This window comes from Gilliamella apicola, assembly GCF_003202915.1.
Classification (GTDB): Bacteria; Pseudomonadota; Gammaproteobacteria; order Enterobacterales; family Orbaceae; genus Gilliamella; species Gilliamella apicola_Q.
This window is the reverse complement of record NZ_QGLP01000005.1, coordinates 798,412-819,571: the sequence shown is the minus strand read 5'-3', so window position 1 is coordinate 819,571 and position 21,160 is coordinate 798,412. Positions and strand designations below refer to the sequence as shown.

14 protein-coding genes and 1 tRNA gene are annotated in these 21,160 nt (G+C 36.1%); 11 read left to right on the top strand and 4 right to left on the bottom strand.

What is annotated here, in order from left to right:
- Positions 1-314 precede the first annotated feature (314 nt).
- Both DKK79_RS09915 and DKK79_RS09910 read right to left on the bottom strand, forming a co-directional pair.
- Entirely contained in the window at positions 315-3,743 is a 3,429-nt protein-coding gene (locus tag DKK79_RS09915) for a hypothetical protein (RefSeq protein WP_110423925.1), read from the bottom strand.
- Between the two features lie 20 nt (positions 3,744-3,763).
- Entirely contained in the window at positions 3,764-6,607 is a 2,844-nt protein-coding gene (locus tag DKK79_RS09910) for a type VI secretion system Vgr family protein (protein ID WP_110423924.1), read from the bottom strand.
- A 404-nt stretch (positions 6,608-7,011) separates the two neighbouring features.
- On the opposite strand from DKK79_RS09910, the gene DKK79_RS09905 reads away from it, so the two are divergent.
- Positions 7,012-7,251: a hypothetical protein gene (locus DKK79_RS09905; protein ID WP_110423923.1), complete on the top strand. Its 240-nt coding sequence runs from the start codon at positions 7,012-7,014 to the stop codon at positions 7,249-7,251.
- 216 nt (positions 7,252-7,467) lie between these two features.
- Here the strand turns inward: DKK79_RS09905 and DKK79_RS09900 are convergent, their stop codons facing one another.
- Positions 7,468-7,932 carry an NfeD family protein gene (locus DKK79_RS09900; protein ID WP_110423922.1) on the bottom strand — a complete coding sequence of 155 codons (465 nt, stop codon included), beginning with the start codon at positions 7,930-7,932 and terminating at the stop codon, positions 7,468-7,470.
- Between the two features lie 91 nt (positions 7,933-8,023).
- Positions 8,024-8,932, bottom strand: a complete 909-nt coding sequence (locus tag DKK79_RS09895; protein ID WP_110423921.1) for an SPFH domain-containing protein — start codon at positions 8,930-8,932, stop codon at positions 8,024-8,026.
- A gap of 311 nt (positions 8,933-9,243) precedes the next feature.
- Here DKK79_RS09895 and DKK79_RS09890 point away from each other — a divergent pair, with 311 nt between their 5' ends.
- The 10 genes from DKK79_RS09890 (at position 9,244) to nusA (ending at position 21,153) form a co-directional block, all read left to right on the top strand.
- The gene (locus DKK79_RS09890; RefSeq protein WP_110423920.1) at positions 9,244-10,755 is read left to right on the top strand and encodes a tetratricopeptide repeat protein; all 1,512 of its coding nucleotides are present in this window, start codon (positions 9,244-9,246) and stop codon (positions 10,753-10,755) included.
- Positions 10,700-11,791, top strand: a complete 1,092-nt coding sequence (locus tag DKK79_RS09885) for a hypothetical protein (RefSeq protein ID WP_110423919.1) — start codon at positions 10,700-10,702, stop codon at positions 11,789-11,791. The genes DKK79_RS09890 and DKK79_RS09885 overlap by 56 nt, the downstream gene beginning before the upstream one ends.
- A 309-nt stretch (positions 11,792-12,100) precedes the next feature.
- Entirely contained in the window at positions 12,101-13,663 is a 1,563-nt protein-coding gene (locus DKK79_RS09880) for an anthranilate synthase component 1 (RefSeq protein WP_110423918.1), read from the top strand.
- Positions 13,663-15,294 (top strand): bifunctional anthranilate synthase glutamate amidotransferase component TrpG/anthranilate phosphoribosyltransferase TrpD, encoded by a 1,632-nt coding sequence (trpD, locus tag DKK79_RS09875; RefSeq protein ID WP_110423917.1) that lies wholly within the window; start codon positions 13,663-13,665, stop codon positions 15,292-15,294. The genes DKK79_RS09880 and trpD overlap by 1 nt, the downstream gene beginning before the upstream one ends.
- A 15-nt stretch (positions 15,295-15,309) precedes the next feature.
- Positions 15,310-16,692, top strand: a complete 1,383-nt coding sequence (trpCF, locus tag DKK79_RS09870) for a bifunctional indole-3-glycerol-phosphate synthase TrpC/phosphoribosylanthranilate isomerase TrpF (protein ID WP_110423916.1) — start codon at positions 15,310-15,312, stop codon at positions 16,690-16,692.
- Positions 16,693-16,715: 23 nt separating this feature from the next.
- The gene (gene trpB / locus DKK79_RS09865) at positions 16,716-17,909 is read left to right on the top strand and encodes a tryptophan synthase subunit beta (protein ID WP_110423915.1); all 1,194 of its coding nucleotides are present in this window, start codon (positions 16,716-16,718) and stop codon (positions 17,907-17,909) included.
- Positions 17,906-18,712 carry a tryptophan synthase subunit alpha gene (trpA, locus tag DKK79_RS09860; RefSeq protein ID WP_034882726.1) on the top strand — a complete coding sequence of 269 codons (807 nt, stop codon included), beginning with the start codon at positions 17,906-17,908 and terminating at the stop codon, positions 18,710-18,712. The genes trpB and trpA overlap by 4 nt, the downstream gene beginning before the upstream one ends.
- 219 nt (positions 18,713-18,931) lie before the next feature.
- Positions 18,932-19,008, top strand: a tRNA-Met gene (locus tag DKK79_RS09855).
- A 190-nt stretch (positions 19,009-19,198) separates the two neighbouring features.
- A complete protein-coding gene (gene rimP / locus DKK79_RS09850) occupies positions 19,199-19,660 on the top strand; it encodes a ribosome maturation factor RimP (protein WP_110424073.1) in 462 nt (153 codons plus the stop codon).
- A gap of 17 nt (positions 19,661-19,677) precedes the next feature.
- Positions 19,678-21,153 carry a transcription termination factor NusA gene (gene nusA, locus DKK79_RS09845; RefSeq protein ID WP_034882729.1) on the top strand — a complete coding sequence of 492 codons (1,476 nt, stop codon included), beginning with the start codon at positions 19,678-19,680 and terminating at the stop codon, positions 21,151-21,153.
- Positions 21,154-21,160: the final 7 nt, after the last annotated feature.

The following is a 21,160-nucleotide window of genomic DNA, read 5'->3' as shown; positions in this document are numbered from 1 at the left end:
CTTTTTTTATTTTGAATAAGTTAATAAGTTGCGTTTAAATAAATTGTAACTTTTCTCTTTGATATTTAAGTTTTTAATCATTTTCATTCTTGCAAATCCGTTTTACTTGCTCGGAAGAGAGTTATATATTGCCCATTATTTTTTTACAAATTTTATTTACGGACAATACAAGGTTTTTACTTTGTATTAATTTTTCTCCAGAATATAAATTGGATATTAAGATTCCTTTATTATTAGTCTATGGCTCGACTGTTTTAAGTTGCAACTATTGAGTATTGTAACTAATAGAATAATTGGTATATAAGTGAAATTTTTCATAATATTATTTCCTTTATAGAACCTGATTCAAATTCTGAATGTAGATGAGTATTATGAAGATTACTTTTAAAATCTTGATTTGCATTATCAAATTTTTTCTTATTGTTTGCTGTTAGTTGTTTATTAAAATTAAATTTATGCATGGCATTAATAAATTTTTGTTCATCTTTATCGTTTAAATAAAGAGTATCAACGCTTTTTCCATTTACATGTTCAGAACTAGGAAAACAAGACCCTTCTGCAAAACAACTACCAGTAGTTGTTAACTGCAAACCAGTTTCAGCTAAAGCACCAATAAAACCAGCCAAAGGATCTGGTCCTGTATAGCGTCTTTTCGTATCACTAAAGTTATATTTAATTATTACATTGTCTTTAACATAATTAATTTCATCTGGCATCCTGACTATTTCGACATTTTTATTCAAAGCCTTATATAGTCGCCAAATCAATTTTTTTTCTGGATGATTACCATATTCTGCAATATCTCCATTTTTAAATTTAACTCTTTTTTGGGTATTCCCTTCATTTAAATTTTCTTTATATTCAATAATATTTGGATCTTTTCTATTCGGCGCGCTCACTATTACACCGTTTGCTTTTTCCTTAGTAGTATGCCAATCACAAATACATATTTCATGTTCATTACCGTTTTCATCATGATAAACATACTTATATTTTTGCTCGTAACGTTTCGATATTTCCTCTGGTATGTGTTTTTCAATTTTTCCATCGTGGTAAATATGATATGTCACTATTCCTGGGTTTATCAATCTACCCAGCATTGATACAGGATGAATAAACCATGCTTTACCATCAGCAGAAAGATTGCTTAGTGCCGGTGTTTGTGGGGTTGGCTGGGATTGTGCGACTTCTCGCCACCAAAGGGAGGGTTTAATACGCTGCTCTTTTTCTAGCTGCCAAATTGATTTGGCTTTTTCATGCTCTTCATCCACCATGTTTAAGGCATAATCGCGCACAAAAGGCATTGTTATGTTATATTCATCTAACCATTTTTCAGTTAAATTTTTTTGTTTCTGTTTTTCCTCCTCAATTAAATTATCTATTTCATTCCATTTGGTTAGCGCTTCATCTGCATACCATTCACTCTCATATTTTATTATTAAGTGACCTATCATTTCGGCGGTCCAATTGATGCGTAGGCCGTCTTTGAGAAATTCAACAGTAAAAGGCGGTAGTCCTTTTTTTCGCTGAACAGAATATAAGAATGATTGCGTTAAGATTTTATGCATAGCTTTCATTGAATCAGTATAATCTTTAATATCTAATATTTCTGTTCGGTTGTCGTTGATTTTAGTATAAAATTCTCCCACAGAAGCTTTTTCGATTACTGTTTCAAATCCTTGCCAATGCCAGAGGCTGATTCGTTTAATATGCTCTTGAGCATCTTTTTTGATGTTTACCCAACCTTTTATTAGCCTACGCTCTTCATTTCCTGTGGTAATATTTACCCATATTGAACCGGTGCTTTCATCCTCTATTGCGATTAAATGTTCATTATCTAATGAATTTAATGGTACCGTCCGTGGAAAATATACCGTATTGTCTTTAGTTGCAGGAGGTAGATTAGCAAGTGATAATGGAAAATTATGCCAATAAGGAATGGCGTCATTGAGTGCACCATCTTGTCCGAATAGGTGAGAGACATCGTTTGACACTATCCAATAATGTTTAGTATCTACACAAAAACGTATTTTGACAGATGAGCTAGTGTGATTAACTTCAACCAGTTCAACTTTATCCGGAATATCTGACTTAGTTAATTGCGGATAAGTTTTATTATATTTATTTGCTAACTGTTCTTTATGGGCGGCGGTTAAAATGATTTCTACAGTCTTATTCGCCGTGTTGTCATCATTTTTTTCAATTTTTTCATCACCGTTAGATTGGGCTGCCAGATTGTTATCTGCATAGTATTGCTCTGAATTTAAAGTATATTCCAGATTAATTTTAATGTAATAATTATCTTTATCGCTTATAAACTTTATGCCTAATCCCGAATTTAAGTTACCATCCGCTTTTGATGCTTGTATTAATCTTGCATCTTTTTCAACCAGAATTAGGTTTTTTTCACTTTCCGGTAAACGGTCGGCTAAAGCACGGGTTTTAGTAATGAATGCTGGCAAATCCTCACAAGTAAATAATTCAACATGTAACAGTTGCGGTAATTTTTCATCTGATGAACGTTTTAATGTTGATATCGCTGCGCGTTTTAACTCCTTAATATATTCTTTGGGGCGTTGATTATGTCCGATATAACCGATAAAATCGCCACTCGAAATGGCAATCGGTGATTTTAATACCACAATATCATTGAATTTTTCCGGTTTAAAGGTGAATGACGTCAGTGAGGCTACCTTAACATAACCTTTATGTGGTGCATCTGCACCGCCATCTTCTTTTTTTAATAGGTCTGGAACTTCACATCCTCCAATTTTACGAATTTTAGCGTAGCCGTTTTCTTGGCCATCTAATTCAAATGTTGCCGTTAGTGGTAAATAAGTCAATTTTTGTTTATCATCAGCAGTTTCATATATCGCTATGCCCTTTACCTTCACATTTGACTTACCAACAGTGTTATTGTCTTCTTTTAAAACTTGGTAATCTTGGTTACTATCTGCTGTTTTTCCGGTTGGTAGCGGCGATAGGTCCTTATGCCAAACATAACCGGTAATATTACCTAATTGTTGTTTAAATTCGGTTGTGGTTACCAATGTTCCTTTTGATATCAAAACAATTTTATACCAACCTGGTTGCTCTGGGTGTTGTTCAGCTAAACGAATCTTACTCCCTTTTAACAACAGGCCAAGCACTTCGGTTCCTTTGCCATCTGTTCTAATTACACTGCCACAAACCGTATCCCCCTTATTCTCGTCAACCTTTCCTGATTCAAGGTTCCAATAGTGAGGATATAGTGCGTTTGTTTTTTCATCTTTCATTTTTTCCTGATAGCCATACCAATCGAGCTGATGCATATACAAACTGTATAAGGTTATTGCCGGAGGCTCGTCTTTTACGCCAATGATTTTCGGCATTTGTAAAAGATGTCTGACTAAGGTGAAACCAGTGGAAAAATAAGAAACTTTTTTAAAGGGAGGATAAGAAACCCTTTTAAGGGTAGTACCTGATGAAGCAGTTACATTTTTTTCTGGATAGGTTATTTTAGGGTAGACATCATTAATACGATAGGCAATGACTTCACCGTTAGCCATGCAATGTAATTGCTCATCATTACCAAGCTTGTTTAATACTTTTTTATCGATATGAATGCCACCATGCCATAAACCATTTTCTCCAAATGGATAAAAACCGTGAGCAGCTTCGGATAACGCTCTATAATAAGTATCTTGGTTTAATTCTTTTTCACCAACCGGAAAAATCAATTTCGTTATTTTTTTTATTGCCATGTCATCATTCCTTTTATTAATTATCCCGAAAAACTAACATAATGGCTGTTTATTGAACGTACTATAGACACTTCTAGTTCATTTTGGATAAAATTATGTTTCTTGTTTTCTTCTGTACTAGGTCCCATTTTTTGCAATACATTACTCTTGATATAAACATTATCAGCCGTCCCCAGTTCAATCCCGGAACTGCTGATTTTGATATATGAGCCGCCACAGATTAACGTCAGCGCTTTACTTGCGGTAATCGTCATTTTTCCATCAACACTGTCTATTTGAATATCTTGCTTGGCAGCCATATTCAGGTCGGCATTTTGTGCCTGCACCTCAATATCACCCTGATTGGCAAAGACTTTCATTCCTGATTGATGGGCAAATAGACCGACGGATTCACCTGATGAGATGGTAATGTTTTTTAACGCATTGATATCAGTTTGGTTTTCACTGGTTACCGATACACTGTTCGAGGTTGATAGTTGGATATTTTCCGGGCTGGTTAAAGCGATACCTTCTTGGGCATAAGCAAGAATGCCACTTTGGGCTAACTGGGTTAATGTCGCTTTAAGTTGTTCTTGACTGTCGGTATCCGCAACATGGGCTTCAGATTCGCTGGCGGCATTTTGTAAGGCTTTGGCAATCGATAGCGCATTTTCAAGCTGGGTAATGGCTGCTTGCATATCAAGCTGTTTGCCCTGTGCCTTAGGCGCGGTCTGACTGGTCAGGTATAAACCTCTATTGGCAGCAATCGCCCCCCACTCATCGGTGCGCAGTTCAAATCCCTCACCACGCTGCTCTTTGTTTTGGTCAACTAAATGCCCGATGTTAAGTTGGGTTTTACCGTATTCGGTGGCTAACTTGATGTGCTCTTGTCCGCGCTTATCATCCATCCGTAACTTATTATTCGCCGGTGTGCGAATCACATTACGATGTTTGTTTTTGGTGGTCACATGGTCTGGGTGAGTGCTGTCATGCATCGCATGTGCAATATAGGGTCGGTCTGGATTACCGTTAGTAAAGGCTACTGCTACCTCGGTACCGTCAATCAGTGGAAAGTGAAAACCATAAGTACTACCGGCATACGGTTTAGCCAGTCTTAACCATAAACTCTCTTCACCGTTTCGCCACGCTTTTAAGTCAAAGTTAAATTTAACCCGATAACGCCCTTGGGTATCAATATAACCATAGGTGTCATTATCCGGACTGGTTACCCGTGCCGGTAAGGTGCCATCAATGGTTGGGAAAGGAATAGGCTCCGGGCGGTAAGGTTTTAATGGCTGGTAAGGTATGGCGGTAAAACTCAGTTCATAAGCATTACTGCGGTTTCCCTGTCCTTGCACCGTTAATATCATTACCCCCTCATCAATTCCGGCAATCGCACTGCCTTTGATGCGAATATGTTGGCCCGGCGCTAAATTGGCTTGGTTACTTTTACCCCGGATAAGAATTTGACGGCTGATTGCTCGCTCATGACGAATACGGGCATACCATTCACCACTTTCAACGCTCTTACTCGCTTTACCTATATTACCTATACTACCTAGAATACTACCTATACTATCTGTATTACTTGCACTAACAAAACCAGTGCTAACAGAACGACTATTATCGCGACTATTGGCGTAATTATTATCGTTATTATTGTCGTTACTGTCTTGACTGTCGTCGATATCGTTATCGATATCGTCATCGATATCGTCATCGTATTCATCATCGTCATCATCATTTAGCGGGTCACTATTAATTGGATTATTGCGGTTACCATTGCTATTTAACCCTTTGTAGTGTTCATCATAACGATAATCGGTGCCATAAGTGGTGTTATCTTTCGGTTGGCTGTTAACTTCACCGAGTAAATTTGCCTGCGCATCCCGGTAGTTATACTCCTGCACTTTTACCGAAGTTTCCACCATTTGACTGTGTAATGACATATCCCAGACACTTTCAACGCCGTTATCCAGTGTGCCACTCGGTTGTTTGCAGACAATATCCGCCACCTGCTGATAACCTTGTTCATAATCACTGATAACCATCACATCACAATGGTGCTCACCATGCGCTTCAAAGCGGAAATAGACCCCCACATCAGCAAGCAGTCTTTGAATAAACTCTAGGTCACTCTCCTGCCACTGGGTGATAAACTCACGCTCCGGATATTGCTCTTTAAGCGCTAAGCGATAATCAATCCCGGTATAACCATGACTACGCAATACTTCTTCAACCACACTTATAACGCTTTGATGTTGAAAAATGGCACAGTTATGACTTAATGCCAGTTTGGCCAATCGCGAGGACAAAACAACTTGATAACGCGCCTCATCTTTACTGACTGATAATTGACTGAACTGAGTAACTACACCATACAGAGTGCGCGAACCACCTTGAGAGAATAGTGAGTTTAATAAATTGAGCGGATTGAGTTGGGTTAAAGAGTTAAGTGAATCAAGTGGATTGGATGGTAGAAATTTATCTAGCTGCTTTAATGGCTCAGACTGTTTTAATGACTCAGGCGGTTTTAGTACATCTAACGAAGTAGCGGAGATTAGAGAGTTAAGCGCCTTAAGTCCTTTATTATCTAAACCACTTAAATTGCTAAGGCTAGCTGGGTTAAAAATTAAATGAGCATTTTGATTAAGAAATGACGCAACAGACAGATGTTTATTCGAGCTGGTGAAGGTAATGGTATAATGCCAGGGCTGATTAAGTTGCTCATTACCCGCAACCTGCAAGACTGAAAGCTCAGCCGATAAACCATCAATATTTAACGTATAACGATTGTGACCTGCTCCACCAACTACACTGTGCTTTAAGCCATGATTTAAACCTTTGTCCAACAACTCCATTAAATTGGTAAATCTTTTATCCATGTTATCCTCGATATATTTTAGGTATATAGCAAATACAACAATGTTTTATTGACCTATTTATGGTTATTAATAATTATTTAGTGCAACTCTCCGTTAATAATTTAATTATTTGGGTAGTTATTGTTATAAGTAAAACGATTTAATGAATTTATATTAAAAAATATTCTAAACACGATTATAAAATACACTGTTCTGCTTGTTTTGCAATACACTTTACAAATCTTTAAATTTTAATTAGATAGTTAACTTACTGATATTGTTAATAAATAAAATGACATGAAAATTTTTCACCTAAAGATGATCAAGCGTTTGGTGGCGTCAAATATGTTATTGACCTAAGCGAGCCAGTAAGACAGCGAAGCAAAAATCTAGCCCTATTAAGTGGTAAAGCAGTTACCGATGATATGAAACTCAAACTAGGTATGAATGCTTATCGTTATGAAATGTTGGTGAAAAAAGGCGGTCCATTAGAAGGGCGCAGAGTCGAACCAATTTGGAATTCTCGTACCGCTTTAGGTGATGAAGAAGGCACCATTCGTAATATGACCATTAAATATATTACTGATGTGAAGAAAGGCAAGATTACCGATGAATCAAATCATAATTGGCAAGTAATTGGTATTAATTCTAATCCATCGAATTAGTGTAAGTATTGTTATAGCGTGATTTTTAAAGTGGTTATTTTGAATAACATAACAATTACTGTTATAAGCACATAAAATTCTCTATTAGTGTTTAATTAAGCGAAATGATTTTATGTTGATAAGAATCCAAATTAATTTGCTATAAAAAGAATTATATAATTGATTAATTTTTATAATAATAAAATACGAGTCATTGACTCGTATTTTATTATTAATTTATTTATTGAGGGGTTTTACTGTTAGTATTATGCCATCAACTGCAATAACTTCAACGGGATGACCTACTTCTAGATCTTGATTGCATTTTGCTGACCATGTACCGTCTTTGATTTTTACGCGTCCAGAACCATTAATAATGGCATCGGTAACGAAGGTTGTAGTTCCGATTAATTCTTGTTGAGGTTGATTAATAGCAATCTTACTTGCTCTGTCTTGCTCTCTTTTTTTCAACCATAACCACCAAAGATAAGCGGATATTAGCGTAAAAATAGAGAACAAAATCCATAAAATTGGCCAAGATAAAGGTATAGCCCAAGCAATTAAACCAACAACGATGGCTGCGATTCCACTCCAAAGCCCATATCCAGCAGTTCCTAATAATTCAATAATCAGTAAAATACCGCCTAAAGCAATAAAAACCCAGTGAGGATAGTCATAAATAACCGTTAAAAAATCAGTCATTGGTTGTTACCTATTATTCATTAAAATATATTTGCGATATCTTGCTAACTAGTCAAATAGTAGTTAGCAAGATTTAATTCGCTTAAACGAATTACTTAGAATTTTTAATTAATTCAGCGATACCGCCAATGCTACCCATAAGGCTAGAAGCATCAAGAGGCATCATCACAACTTTACTGTTTTCTGACGCACCGATCTGTTGTAAGGCTTCAGTATATTTTTGCGCAACAAAGTAATTGATCGCATTAATATTCCCGGCGGCAATCGCTTCAGATACCATTTGTGTTGCTTTTGCTTCCGCTTCGGCAGCACGTTCACGCGCTTCCGCTTGTAAAAATGCAGCTTGTTTTTCACCTTCTGCTTTTAAAATTTCTGATTGTTTCTCACCTTCAGAACGTAAAATAGCAGCTTGACGGATACCTTCAGCTTCAAGAATTTCCGCACGTTTGTTACGTTCGGCTTTCATTTGCGCATTCATGGCAGCGATAAGTTCTGCTGGTGGGCGAACGTCACGAATTTCGATACGGGTAATTTTAATTCCCCAAGGGTTAGTTGCATCATCAACAATACCAAGCAGTTTAGAGTTAATATGATCACGTTGTGATAACATCTCATCAAGCTCCATACTACCAAGTACGGTACGAATGTTTGTCATCATTAGGTTAATGACGGCACGTTCAAGTTGATTAACTTGATAAGCGGCTCTTGCTGCTTCTTGTACTTGGATAAAGCAAACCGCATCAATTTGCACATTGGCATTATCCTTAGAAATGACCTCTTGCGATGGAATATCAAGTACTTGTTCCATCATATTAATTTTACGACCCACCCCATCCATAAAAGGAACAATGATATTTAAACCAGGTTCAAGGGTGTGGGTGTATTTACCGAAACGTTCGATAGTGTATTGAAAACCTTGGGGAACAATAGTGATGGTTTTATAAACGGTGACTAAGGCGAGTAAAACAACTACTCCGATAAGAATATAAAATATAGGCATAAATCAAAATCTCTAAATTTAGTTGTGAATTTAAATGTAAAGATTATTTTAATCGGTATGAGGTAATTTGACAAACTATTAATTGATATAACTATATGAAATTAAAATAGCTTCTTATATTCACTCAATTTATTGGCGTAAACAAATTGATAACAAAGTTATTAAAAATAACATCTATTAACAAAATATTTTCGTATTTTATTTAACTGTTGATAAAATCAAATAACTCAAAAAATAACCATATATTATTAACAGTGCAAGACCTTAACTACTATTAATTGATGATAAAAATAATGAAATAAGGGATTGAAATGGAACAACAAAAAACAGAAGCAGAAATCGAACAACGAATTGAGCAACTCAAAAAAATTACTAGAGAAGATGGTCAGAAAAAATATGCACAAGCACAGTTTGCATTGGGTAAAATTTATTACAAATATAAAAAAGATTGGCAAAAAGCGATTGAACATTTTTTTAATATTAAAAAGGAGGATAATCCAAAGATATACGCTCGAGCCCAATTGAATTTAGGTATTATCTACGAATATCAATATAAAAATTTTGAACAGGCAGAACAATATTACTTAAAGGTTGATAAGGAAAGTAACCTAAGGACATATGCAAATGCGCAATTGAATTTAGGTATTATTTACTTCAAAGAAAAAAACAACATTGAGAAGTCTAAAGAATGTTTTATAAATATTAAAAAATCTTATAATTCAAAGTTATATACCTATGCACAATATAATTTGGGTATTATTTACGAAGGTGAAGATTACATTGAGGAGGCAATAGAATATTTTTCAAATGTTAATTTACCAAATAATCCAGATTGTTATGCTCAGGCACAATATAGATTAGGTGTTATCTACAGAAAGTCAAACATTGTTCTAGCTAAAGCATGTTTTGAGCAGATAAAAAAGCAATATAATCCAGAAGTATATGCTGCTGCTCAATTTTATTTAGCTGTTATTTATTATCACAATAAACATGAAGAACTAAATATTTCTCAGCTTGAAAGCTATTTTTCAAATATAAAAAAACAAGATAATCCAAAGATATATGCACACGCTCAATATTTTTTAGGTTTATTATACCAATATGAAAAACAAGATATTAAGCAGGCGGAAAGATATTATTTAAATGTTGAAAAGCAAGATAATCCAGATATTTATGCTGAAGCGCAAATTAAATTAGGTGATAATGTTTTTTTTGGCAAAACGAGCAATGAATTAAAATTAGCGGAAGAATATTACCAAAATGTAACTTATTCCGAAGATTCATTTAAAAGTTATATTATTGCTCAAATAATGTTATCATTAATTAACAATAATAATTCATTAATATTTAAAGAAAAACAAAGAGATAACTTAGTTATCAATCCAATTTGTAAAATTAGAAAACTTGTGGGTGAAATACAGAATGAATTATTCGTTACATTTAGATTAAATAGAAACTTAAAAACACAAAAACAACAATTTGAACGACAAGTTGCTCATTACACAAAACCAGAAGTGGTATTCAACCTTTTAAAAAATAAACCAAGTGACTTTCGTTTAAATGTGGTTGATTTTATGAATGATCCGACAGAAAACCAAGTTTTAACTGATTGGTTAGGTATAAATACTGAAAATAATAATGAAATCAAAACGTTTTTAGCTAGTTTTTCATTTAACCATAATTCATTAAATCAATTCAGGCTTTATGGTAATGAAAACAATATTGTCGGTTCAAGTGTCAGTGTGGTTTTTAATAAAAAGTTTTTTGGTGATAATATTTATAGAAGTATTAATCCCGCGAGTATTAATTATTTTTTTAAATAATTCAGAGTTTGGTTTAGCAATAAATGATTCAGCTAAAAGCGTGGTTGCAACTATGGGATTAAATAATTCAAATGAAAATTTGAATCAAAAGAGTGATAAAACGAGGAATGATTTAAACGAAAATTCAGACCCAAAAAACTCTGAAACTATTGCGGAAAAAAATATTATATCTTCTGTTGGTCTTTTGCCATTATTTCGTTGTCTCTACTTTGATCCTAAAAGTGGCTACATTAGTATAGCTAAACGTAATAAGTATTCATTTTATTTAGAATATCAAAATAGTCATGATTTAAATGTTTATAATAAATGGAAAGCTTATCTAAACTCATTAAAACAGACTAAAAAAATAAATACAATTAGAAAAAAATTAAAGGAAATTGAAAAAATTGTTTATTTATTAAAAAATCCTGAAAATCCTCAGCTAAAGGAGATAATAGAAAAAATTGAAGAAATTGTTTATTCATTAAATAATCCTAAAAATCCTAAGCCGAAAGAGATAATAGAAAAAATCGAAAAAATTGTTTTTTCATTAAAAAATTCTAAAAATCCTGAGCCAAAAGAGATAATAGAAAAAACCGAAGAAATTATTTTTTTATTAAAAAATCGTGAAAATTCTGAGCAAAAGGAGATAATAGAAAAAATCGAAGAAATCGAAGAGATTGTTAATTTATTAAAAAATTCTAAGCTTAAGGAGATGATAAAAAGAATAACTAATTTAGATCAATTGATTGCTTTAGCATTGATGCCTATCTCATGTTTAGTCAAGCATGCGGCCTTTGAGGATGAAGATGAGTGTCGGATGATTTATATTACCAATATTGCCGATGATCTAATACAAGCACCGACCAATTATGCTTATGCCAATAGTCTATTTGTTAATTATGGCAAAATAGAAGATTATTTAGAAAAAATCTACTTAGGTCCTCAATGTCAACCTCATCATAAATTGTGGATCACAAACCATGTAAGAACCTCTAAATCTAAAACTAGAAACAAGCCGATTAAAGTAGTTCAATCGGAAATGCCATTACGTTAACCATAAAAAGCGCGCTTTAATCAACGCGCTTTTTTATTGTGTAAAAATTGTTTTTATTTATCGAACATAAAATATTCACTTGACATCGCATCATTGAACTAGTTTAATAGTACAAAATCTATTTTATACCAATAACATTATGAAAATACAATTTTTACATCTGATTACTTGCCCATTCATTCACTTTGGTTGGTGGTGCATCATTTTTCGCGGGTGATGTGATGATGTCCTATTTTCACAAGACCCGCTCAGTGCGGGTTTTTTAGTTTAAAAAAAGATAAAAAATAATTTTATAAAAGAGAGTCAACAATGAATAAGCCTACATTAACACAGATAATCAAGACTATTGGTTATTATCAGGATCCGACTCGGGTATTTTATCAACTTTGTGATAACAAAACGGCAACATTGTTGCTTGAATCTGCCGAAATTGATAATAAACAGGGCATAAAAAGTGTGATGATCGTTGATAGTGCTTTGACGATTTCGGCACTAAATAACGAAGTGATTTTTCAAGCGTTAACCAGTAACGGTCAAAAATTACTCCCTTTATTGCAACAAGCTTTTCCCGATAACGTTAGCAAAATCCAATTAGATGAAAATAATCTTAAATTAGTTTTTCCACCGATTGACAGTTTGCAAGATGAAGATTCTCGCTTAAAGTCTTTATCGATATTTGATGCTTTAAGAACTCTATTAAATATCGTCAATATTCCTCAAGATGCCAGTACTGATGCTGTTTTTGTTGGTGGATTATTTGCCTATGATTTGGTGACGGGTTTTGAACATTTACCGATTTTACCAACCGAACAACGTTGTCAAGATTTTCGCTTTTATCTGGCCGAGACGTTACTGGAAATTAATCACAAAGATCGTGTCTCATTATTAAAAGCAACCGCGTTTACTTCTTGTCCTAATGAAATTAGCCGTTTAAATCAGCGATTGGTCGAATTACACAATAAACTCAATCAGCCTTTGCAACCAATTAAAACGCAATCATTGCCTGAAATACAGGTCGCTTGCAATAAAAGTGATGAAGATTTCAATACCATGGTGAAGAAAATGCAAGATGCGATTCAACAAGGGGAAATCTTTCAAGCGGTTCCATCAAGACGTTTTTCATTACCTTGTCCAGAGCCATTATCTGCTTATCAAGTCTTAAAAAATAATAACCCTAGTCCTTATATGTTTTATATGCAAGATAAGGATTTTACCCTATTTGGCGCTTCACCTGAGAGTGCACTTAAATATAACAAAGCCAATAATCAAGTGGAAATTTATCCTATCGCCGGTACTCGTCCTCGTGGTTTAACAGCCAATGGCGAAATTGATTATGATCTAGATAGTAGATTAGAGTTAGAAATGCGTACCGATAAAAAAGAGCTAGCTGAGCATTTAATGTTGGTTGATTTGGCTCGCAATGATTTAGCCCGAATCTGTCAGCCGGGAAGCCGATATACCAAAGAGTTATTAAAAGTGGATCGTTATTCCTATGTTATGCATTTGGTTTCGCGAATTGTTGGTCAGTTAAGGCAAGATCTTGATGCCTTGCATGCTTATCAAGCCACCATGAATATGGGAACATTAACTGGCGCACCGAAAGTTAGAGCAATGCAGTTAATTGCTGAATCGGAAAAAATAAAACGAGGTAGTTATGGTGGGGCTGTTGGGTATTTTACTGCTAATGGTGATCTTGATACCTGTATTGTCATCCGCAGTGCCTATGTGGAAGATGGTATAGCAACCGTGCAAGCCGGATGTGGGGTGGTTTTAGATTCAGAACCACAAGAAGAATCGGATGAATCACGTAACAAAGCTCGTGCTGTTGTTCGCGCGATTATGGCAGCGCATAATGTAGAAGGTGTATTCTAATGGCTAATATCTTATTTATTGATAATGTTGATTCGTTTACTTATAACTTGGTTGATCAGTTACGTCATAATCAACATAACGTGACAATTTATCGCAACACTATTCCAGCCGATGTGATCATTGAAAAATTATCACAAATGCAAAATCCTATTTTAATGTTATCCCCAGGGCCGGGAGCGCCAAGTGAAGCAGGTTCAATGCCGGAACTACTTAAACGTTTAAAAGGAAAATTACCGATCATCGGTATCTGTCTTGGACATCAAGCGATTGTCGAATCTTATGGCGGTATGATTGTGCCCGCAGGTGATATCTTGCATGGTAAAGCCTCATTAATTGAACATGATGAGCAAGCGATGTTTAAAGGTTTACCAAATCCATTACCGGTGGCACGCTATCACTCATTAAAAGGTGAAAACATTCCAAAAACATTAACCGTTAATGCTATGTGTAATAATATCGTTATGGCGGTACGTAATGATGAAGATCGGGTTTGTGGTTTTCAATTTCATCCTGAATCGATTTTAACCATTCAAGGGGTAAAATTATTAGAGCAAACTATTGAATGGGCACTTAATCCAGTTCAAAAACAACCGCAAGCAAAACAAGAGGCAATTGTCGATAAGCAAGAATATAATATCCAACCGATTTTAAATAAATTGTATTTAGGACAGGTATTATCTCAAGAAGAGAGTAAAATACTGTTTAATCTTATAATTCAAGGTAAAATCGAACCAACAGTGCTGGCAACTGCGATTATAAGTATGAAAGTGCGAGGCGAAAAACCAGATGAAATCGCCGGTGCTGCGCAAGCCTTACTTGAAAATGCCGATGCTTTTGAAGTTCCTGATTATGATTTTACCGACATTGTCGGTACCGGTGGTGATGGTACTAACAGTATCAATATCTCAACAGCCAGTGCCTTTGTTACTGCAGCTTTAGGGTATAAAGTGGCCAAGCATGGTAATCGTGGTGTATCTAGTAAATCAGGATCATCAGATGTGTTATCCGCGTTAGGTATTAAACTAAATATGTCAGCGGAAGCATCGAGAAAAGCGCTTGATGAATTAGGGGTGTGCTTCTTGTTCGCTCAGCAGTATCATTCAGGTTTCCGTCATGCTGCTCCAGTCCGTCAGCAATTAAAAACACGAACAATTTTTAATGTTCTTGGGCCGTTGATTAATCCATCTCGACCAAAACGTATTTTACTCGGTGTTTATCACCCTGATTTGATAAAACCGATTGCAGAAACATTAAAAATGTTAAATTATACTCATGCTTATGTGGTACACGGTGCAGGTATGGATGAAGTCGCGATTCATGGTGAAACCCAAGTTGCTGAAGTAAAAAACGGCGAAATTCGCTATTTCACCCTGACACCACAAGATTTTGGTTTACAACAATACACCTTAAAAGATATTGAAGGTGGTATGCCGCAAATGAATCGCGATTTATTGCTAGCGATTTTACAAGGACGGGGTAAACCCGCACATGAAGCAGCGATTGCCGCAAATGTGGCGATGTTGATCAGTCTATTTGGTGAGTCAGATTTAAAACAAAATGCCCAACGCGCAATTGAATTGATGCATAGTGGTAAAGCCTATGAGCTATTACAGAAGTTAGCAGCAAGATAATAAGTGGAGAATAAAATGGCAATTGCAGCATTAACCGAAAGTGTTGAAATGGCAACAGTGTTAAAAAAGATTATTGCAGATAAACAACTATGGCTGGCTGAACAGCAAGCTAAAAATCCACTGGCTAACTTCAAAAGCAAAGTTGTACCGAGTGATCGTGATTTTTACCAAGCATTAAATCAACCGAAGACGGTATTTATCTTAGAGTGTAAAAAAGCATCGCCATCAAAAGGTTTAATTCGTGATGATTTTGATCCGGCAACGATTGCTAAAGTTTATAAAGATTATGCCTCGGCAATTTCAGTTTTAACCGATGAAAAATATTTTCAAGGTCGGTTTGAATTTTTACCAATGGTGCGTAATGAAGTTACTCAACCGATACTTTGCAAAGATTTTATTATCGATGAATATCAAATTTACTTAGCGCGATATTATCAGGCGGATGCTATCTTATTAATGTTATCGGTGGTAAATGATGATGAGTATCGCCATCTTAGTCAAATTGCTCATCAACTTAATATGGGGGTTTTGACTGAAGCCAGTACGGAACAAGAAGTTGAGCGAGCCATTAATCTTGGCGCTAAAGTTATCGGTATTAATAACCGTAATTTACGTGATTTATCAGTTGATTTAAATCGGGTAAAAATATTATCTAAATCTATTCCTGATGATCGGATTATTATTAGTGAATCGGGGATTTATACCCATAATCAAGTAAAAGATCTTAGCCACTATGCTAACGGTTTTTTAATTGGTAGTGCATTAATGTCTGAACCAAACTTAACCTTAGCTATCCGTAAAGTGATGTTAGGAGAAAATAAAGTGTGTGGTTTAACCAGAGCGCAGGATGCTATTACCGTTTATCAAGCGGGGGCGGTTTATGGGGGATTAATCTTTGTGCCAAATTCACCAAGATATATCACAGCAACTAAGGCACGTAGTGTTATCGCAGCAGCTCCGCTCAATTGGGTCGGTGTATTTAAAAATAGTGACATTGAAGATGTTTGTGATATAGCTAAACAACTGTCACTTTATGCGGTGCAATTGCATGGTCATGAGGATGATAATTATATTCAAACACTTCGCCAACAATTGCCAGCAGCCTGTCAAATCTGGAAAGCATTAAGTATCGGCGATAGTATCCCAAATCATGATAATCCATTGGTATCACGGTATATATTTGATAATGGCGCCGGTGGAACAGGTAAAAGTTTTAATTGGTCGCTATTACGTGGCAAAGATTTAAGTAACGTCATTTTAGCTGGTGGTATCAATCCGCAAAATGTTAGTGAAGCACTCGCTACCGATGTCATAGGTGTTGACCTTAACTCGGGCGTTGAAGTTTCACCCGGCATTAAAGATAAACAAAAAATTACAGCAGTATTTGAACAAATTTAACTAATTATATTGAAGGAATGGTTATGTCTAAATTAAATCCTTATTTTGGCAAATTTGGCGGTCAATATGTACCGCAAATTTTAATGCCAGTGCTTGAACAACTTGAGGATGCTTTTATATCGGCGATACACGATCCGAGTTTCCAAAAAGAATTTAACGATCTTTTGGTTAACTATGCAGGTCGTCCAACAGCCTTAACACTATGTAAAAATCTCACTGCTGGGACCAAAACCAAACTTTATTTAAAACGCGAAGATTTAGTTCACGGTGGTGCGCATAAAACAAACCAAGTATTAGGCCAAGCGCTGCTGGCTAAAAGGATGGGTAAAACCGAAATTATTGCCGAAACGGGTGCTGGTCAGCACGGTGTTGCTTCGGCATTAGCTTGTGCATTATTGGGCTTAAAATGCCGAATCTACATGGGAGCCAAAGATGTTAAACGTCAAGCACCGAATGTATTTAGAATGCGACTGATGGGCGCCACCGTTATTCCGGTGGAAACAGGTTCTGCAACGTTAAAAGATGCTTGTAACGAAGCACTACGCGATTGGTCTGGTAGTTACCAAACCGCACACTATATATTAGGTACCGCTGCTGGCCCACATCCATTCCCGACCATTGTGCGTGAATTTCAACAAATGATTAGCCGTGAAGCAAAACAACAAATTTTGGAAAAAGAAGGGCGATTACCAGATGCCGTTATTGCCTGTGTTGGTGGTGGTTCAAACGCTATTGGTATGTTTGCTAATTTTATTGATGATAAATCAGTCAGATTAATTGGTGTTGAGCCAGGTGGGCATGGTATTGAAAGTGGTGAACATGGTGCATCACTTAAACACGGCAAACTAGGCATCTACTTCGGTATGAAAACCCCAATGATGCAAACCGACGAAGGGCAAATTGAAGAGTCTTATTCGATTTCCGCAGGGCTTGATTTTCCAGCGGTAGGTCCACAACATGCATATTTAGATAGTATTGGGCGAGCAGAATATGTCTCTGCCACTGATGACGAAGCCCTTGAAGCATTTCAAGCCTTATCACGTCATGAGGGGATCATCCCAGCTTTAGAATCATCACATGCATTAGCATATGCACTGAAAATGATTAAAGAAAATCCAAACAAAGAACAACTATTAATTGTCAATCTATCTGGTCGTGGTGATAAAGATATTTTTACGGTTTATGATGTATTAAAAGCAAAAGGAGAAATAGAATGAGTCGTTATCAAAAACTGTTTGACCGCTTAACAGTCGAAAAACGAGGTGCATTTGTCCCTTTTGTTCCAGTTGGCGATCCTAATCCTCAGCTTTCATACCAAATTATTCAAACCATGATTGACGCTGGGGCCGACGCGTTAGAATTAGGCATTCCTTTTTCTGATCCGATGGCCGATGGTCCAACCATACAAAACGCCAATATTCGAGCTTTTAATGGTGGTATCAACGTTGAAAAATGCTTTGAAATTTTAGGCAAAATTCGCACAAACAATCCTGATGTGCCAATCGGATTATTAATCTATGCTAATTTAGTTTTTAAAAATGGTATAGATAACTTCTATGCTAAATGCGCTAAAGCTGGAGTGGATTCGGTATTAATTGCTGATTTACCTGTTGAGTATGCGGAAGAATTTACCGGCGCCGCCGAAAAACATGCTATTGCGCCAATATTTATTTGCCCACCTAATGCTGACGATGATGTGATTAAAAATATTGCCAAACATGGTAAAGGTTATACTTATTTAGTATCACGAGCAGGGGTAACTGGGACGGAAAATCGAGCTAATAAACCACTTACACATTTAATCGAAAAATTGACTGAATTTAAGGCTCCGCCAGCGATTCAAGGGTTTGGTATCTCGGAACCGGCTCAAGTCAGTGAAGCGATTAAATCAGGTGCAGCCGGGGCTATTGCCGGTTCTGCAACAGTTAAAATTATTGAGAACAATCTTAATAATCCAGAAAAAATGCTGAGCGAATTAGCCGCATTTGTGAAAACCATGAAAGCAGCAACGCAAAAATAACTTTACTAAACGATTAATCCGCTGTGTATTAAGCGGATTAATTTACTTGAAAAACGAATAATTGAACACATATTAATCGCAGCTAAAGATGAATCTTGATTGTTGACAATACAAAATCCTAGCAATTTATTTTTCAATTACTTTAAGGTTTTTTATTAATTATGCTATGATTTTCGGTTGCAATTTTCACAAAAGACAGTATAATCTTCAGCCATCTATCGCGGGGTGGAGCAGCTTGGTAGCTCGTCGGGCTCATAACCCGAAGGTCGTTGGTTCAAATCCAGCCCCCGCAACCACTTAAATTTTCATTCATATTAATCTATCCCATTTTTATTGTCTGAAAGTTCGAATCAAGTGGCTTCATTATATTATGTTTTAAATGTAGCCTCGCTTGTCGGGGTTTTTTTATACGTTATGATTTAAACGTGAGTTTAAAAGGAATGTTGGGCTTTATGCCCTTTTTTATTTTCTGCAGTGGAGGTTTGTTTGGCTAATTTAGAACAGCAATTGACCGATATCATTCGAGAACCTGTTAATGCCCTTGGTTTTGAACTAGTTGGGATTGAATACATTCGTGGTCGTTACCCTGTTTTGCGCGTATATATTGATAGTGAAAATGGTATTACCGTTGATGATTGTGCTGATGTTAGTCGACAAATTAGTGCGGTACTTGATGTAGAAGACCCTATCAAAGATGCTTATAATCTTGAGGTTTCGTCACCAGGTATGGATCGGCCTTTGTTTACGCTTGAACATTATCAACGTTTTGTTGGTGAAGAAGTCACAATCAGTTTGCGTATTCCGGTTGCCAATCGCCGCAAGTGGAAAGGACAGATTAAATCCATCGATAATGAAATGATTACTTTAATCGTCGATGGAAGTGATGAAGTGTTTGCCTTTAGCAATATCCAAAAGGCAAACATTGTACCTAATTTTAACCTTAAATAGAGTACGGGTGTAAAAGGATGAATAAAGAAATTTTAGCTGTTGTAGAAGCGGTATCAAATGAAAAAGCACTGACGCGTGACAAAATTTTTGAAGCGCTAGAAACCGCGTTAGCAACGGCCACTAAAAAGAAACATACTGTTGATATTGATGTTATCGTAAAAATTGACCACAAAACCGGAGATTATGATACCTTCCGTCGTTGGTTAGTGGTTAATGAAGTGACTCAACCTACTAAAGAAATCACACTGGAAGCAGCAAAGTTCGAAGATCCTGATGTAAAAATAGGTGATTATGTTGAAGAACAAATTGAGTCAGTCGCATTCGACCGTATCACGACGCAAACGGCTAAACAAGTTATTGTGCAAAAAGTTCGCGAAGCTGAGCGTGCTATGGTTATTGACATGTTTAGAAACCGAATTGGTGATATCGTAACCGGTATTGTTAAAAAGACCAATCGTGATAGTGTTATCCTTGATTTAGGCAATAACGCTGATGCGATGATGTCTCGCCACGATATGTTACCACGTGAAAACTTTCGCATTGGTGATCGTGTTCGCGGCATTTTATATCTTGTTGAACAAGATAATAAACCAGCGCAACTTTGTGTTAGCCGTTCTAATCCTGAAATGATGGAAGAGCTATTCCGCATTGAGGTGCCAGAAATCGGTGAAGAGATGATCGACATTAAAGGTGTTGCTCGTGACCCAGGTTCTCGCGCTAAAATTGCCGTTAGCAGTAACGACCGTCGTATTGACCCAGTTGGTGCCTGTGTTGGTATGCGCGGTGCGCGGGTACAAGCGGTTTCGAATGAATTTGGTGGCGAACGTATTGATATTGTTTTATGGGATGATAATCCAGCTCAATATGTTATTAATGCGATGGCGCCTGCCGATGTAGTATCTATTGTGGTTGATGAAGACAAACACACTATGGATGTTGCAGTTAATGCAGATACCTTACCGCAAGCTATCGGTCGTAATGGTCAAAATATCCGTTTAGCATCACAGCTTACTGGTTGGACGTTAAACGTAATGAGTACTGAAGATTTACAAGAAAAACATCAAGCGGAATCTTTTGCGGCCATCAATAATCTGATGAAATATCTAGACATTGAAGAAGATCTTGCGCAACTTTTAGTTGAAGAAGGCTTTACTTCATTAGAAGAACTTGCTTATGTACCAGTTGATGAGTTACTTGAAATTGAAGAACTTGATGAAGAATTGGTTGAAGCATTAAGAAATCGAGCAAAAGATGCATTAACAACAATCGCTCTTGCTCAAAGTGGTAACAAACAACCTGAACAAGATCTATTGGATCTACCAGGTATGACACAAGAATTAGCCTATCAATTAGCGCAGCATGATATAGTCTCTTTAGAAGATTTAGCTGAACAAGGTACAGATGACCTTGCAGATATTGAAGGTTTAACAAGCACACAAGCTGGCGATTTTATTATGGCTGCCCGTAATATTTGTTGGTTTGCAAATGAATAATTGAGGG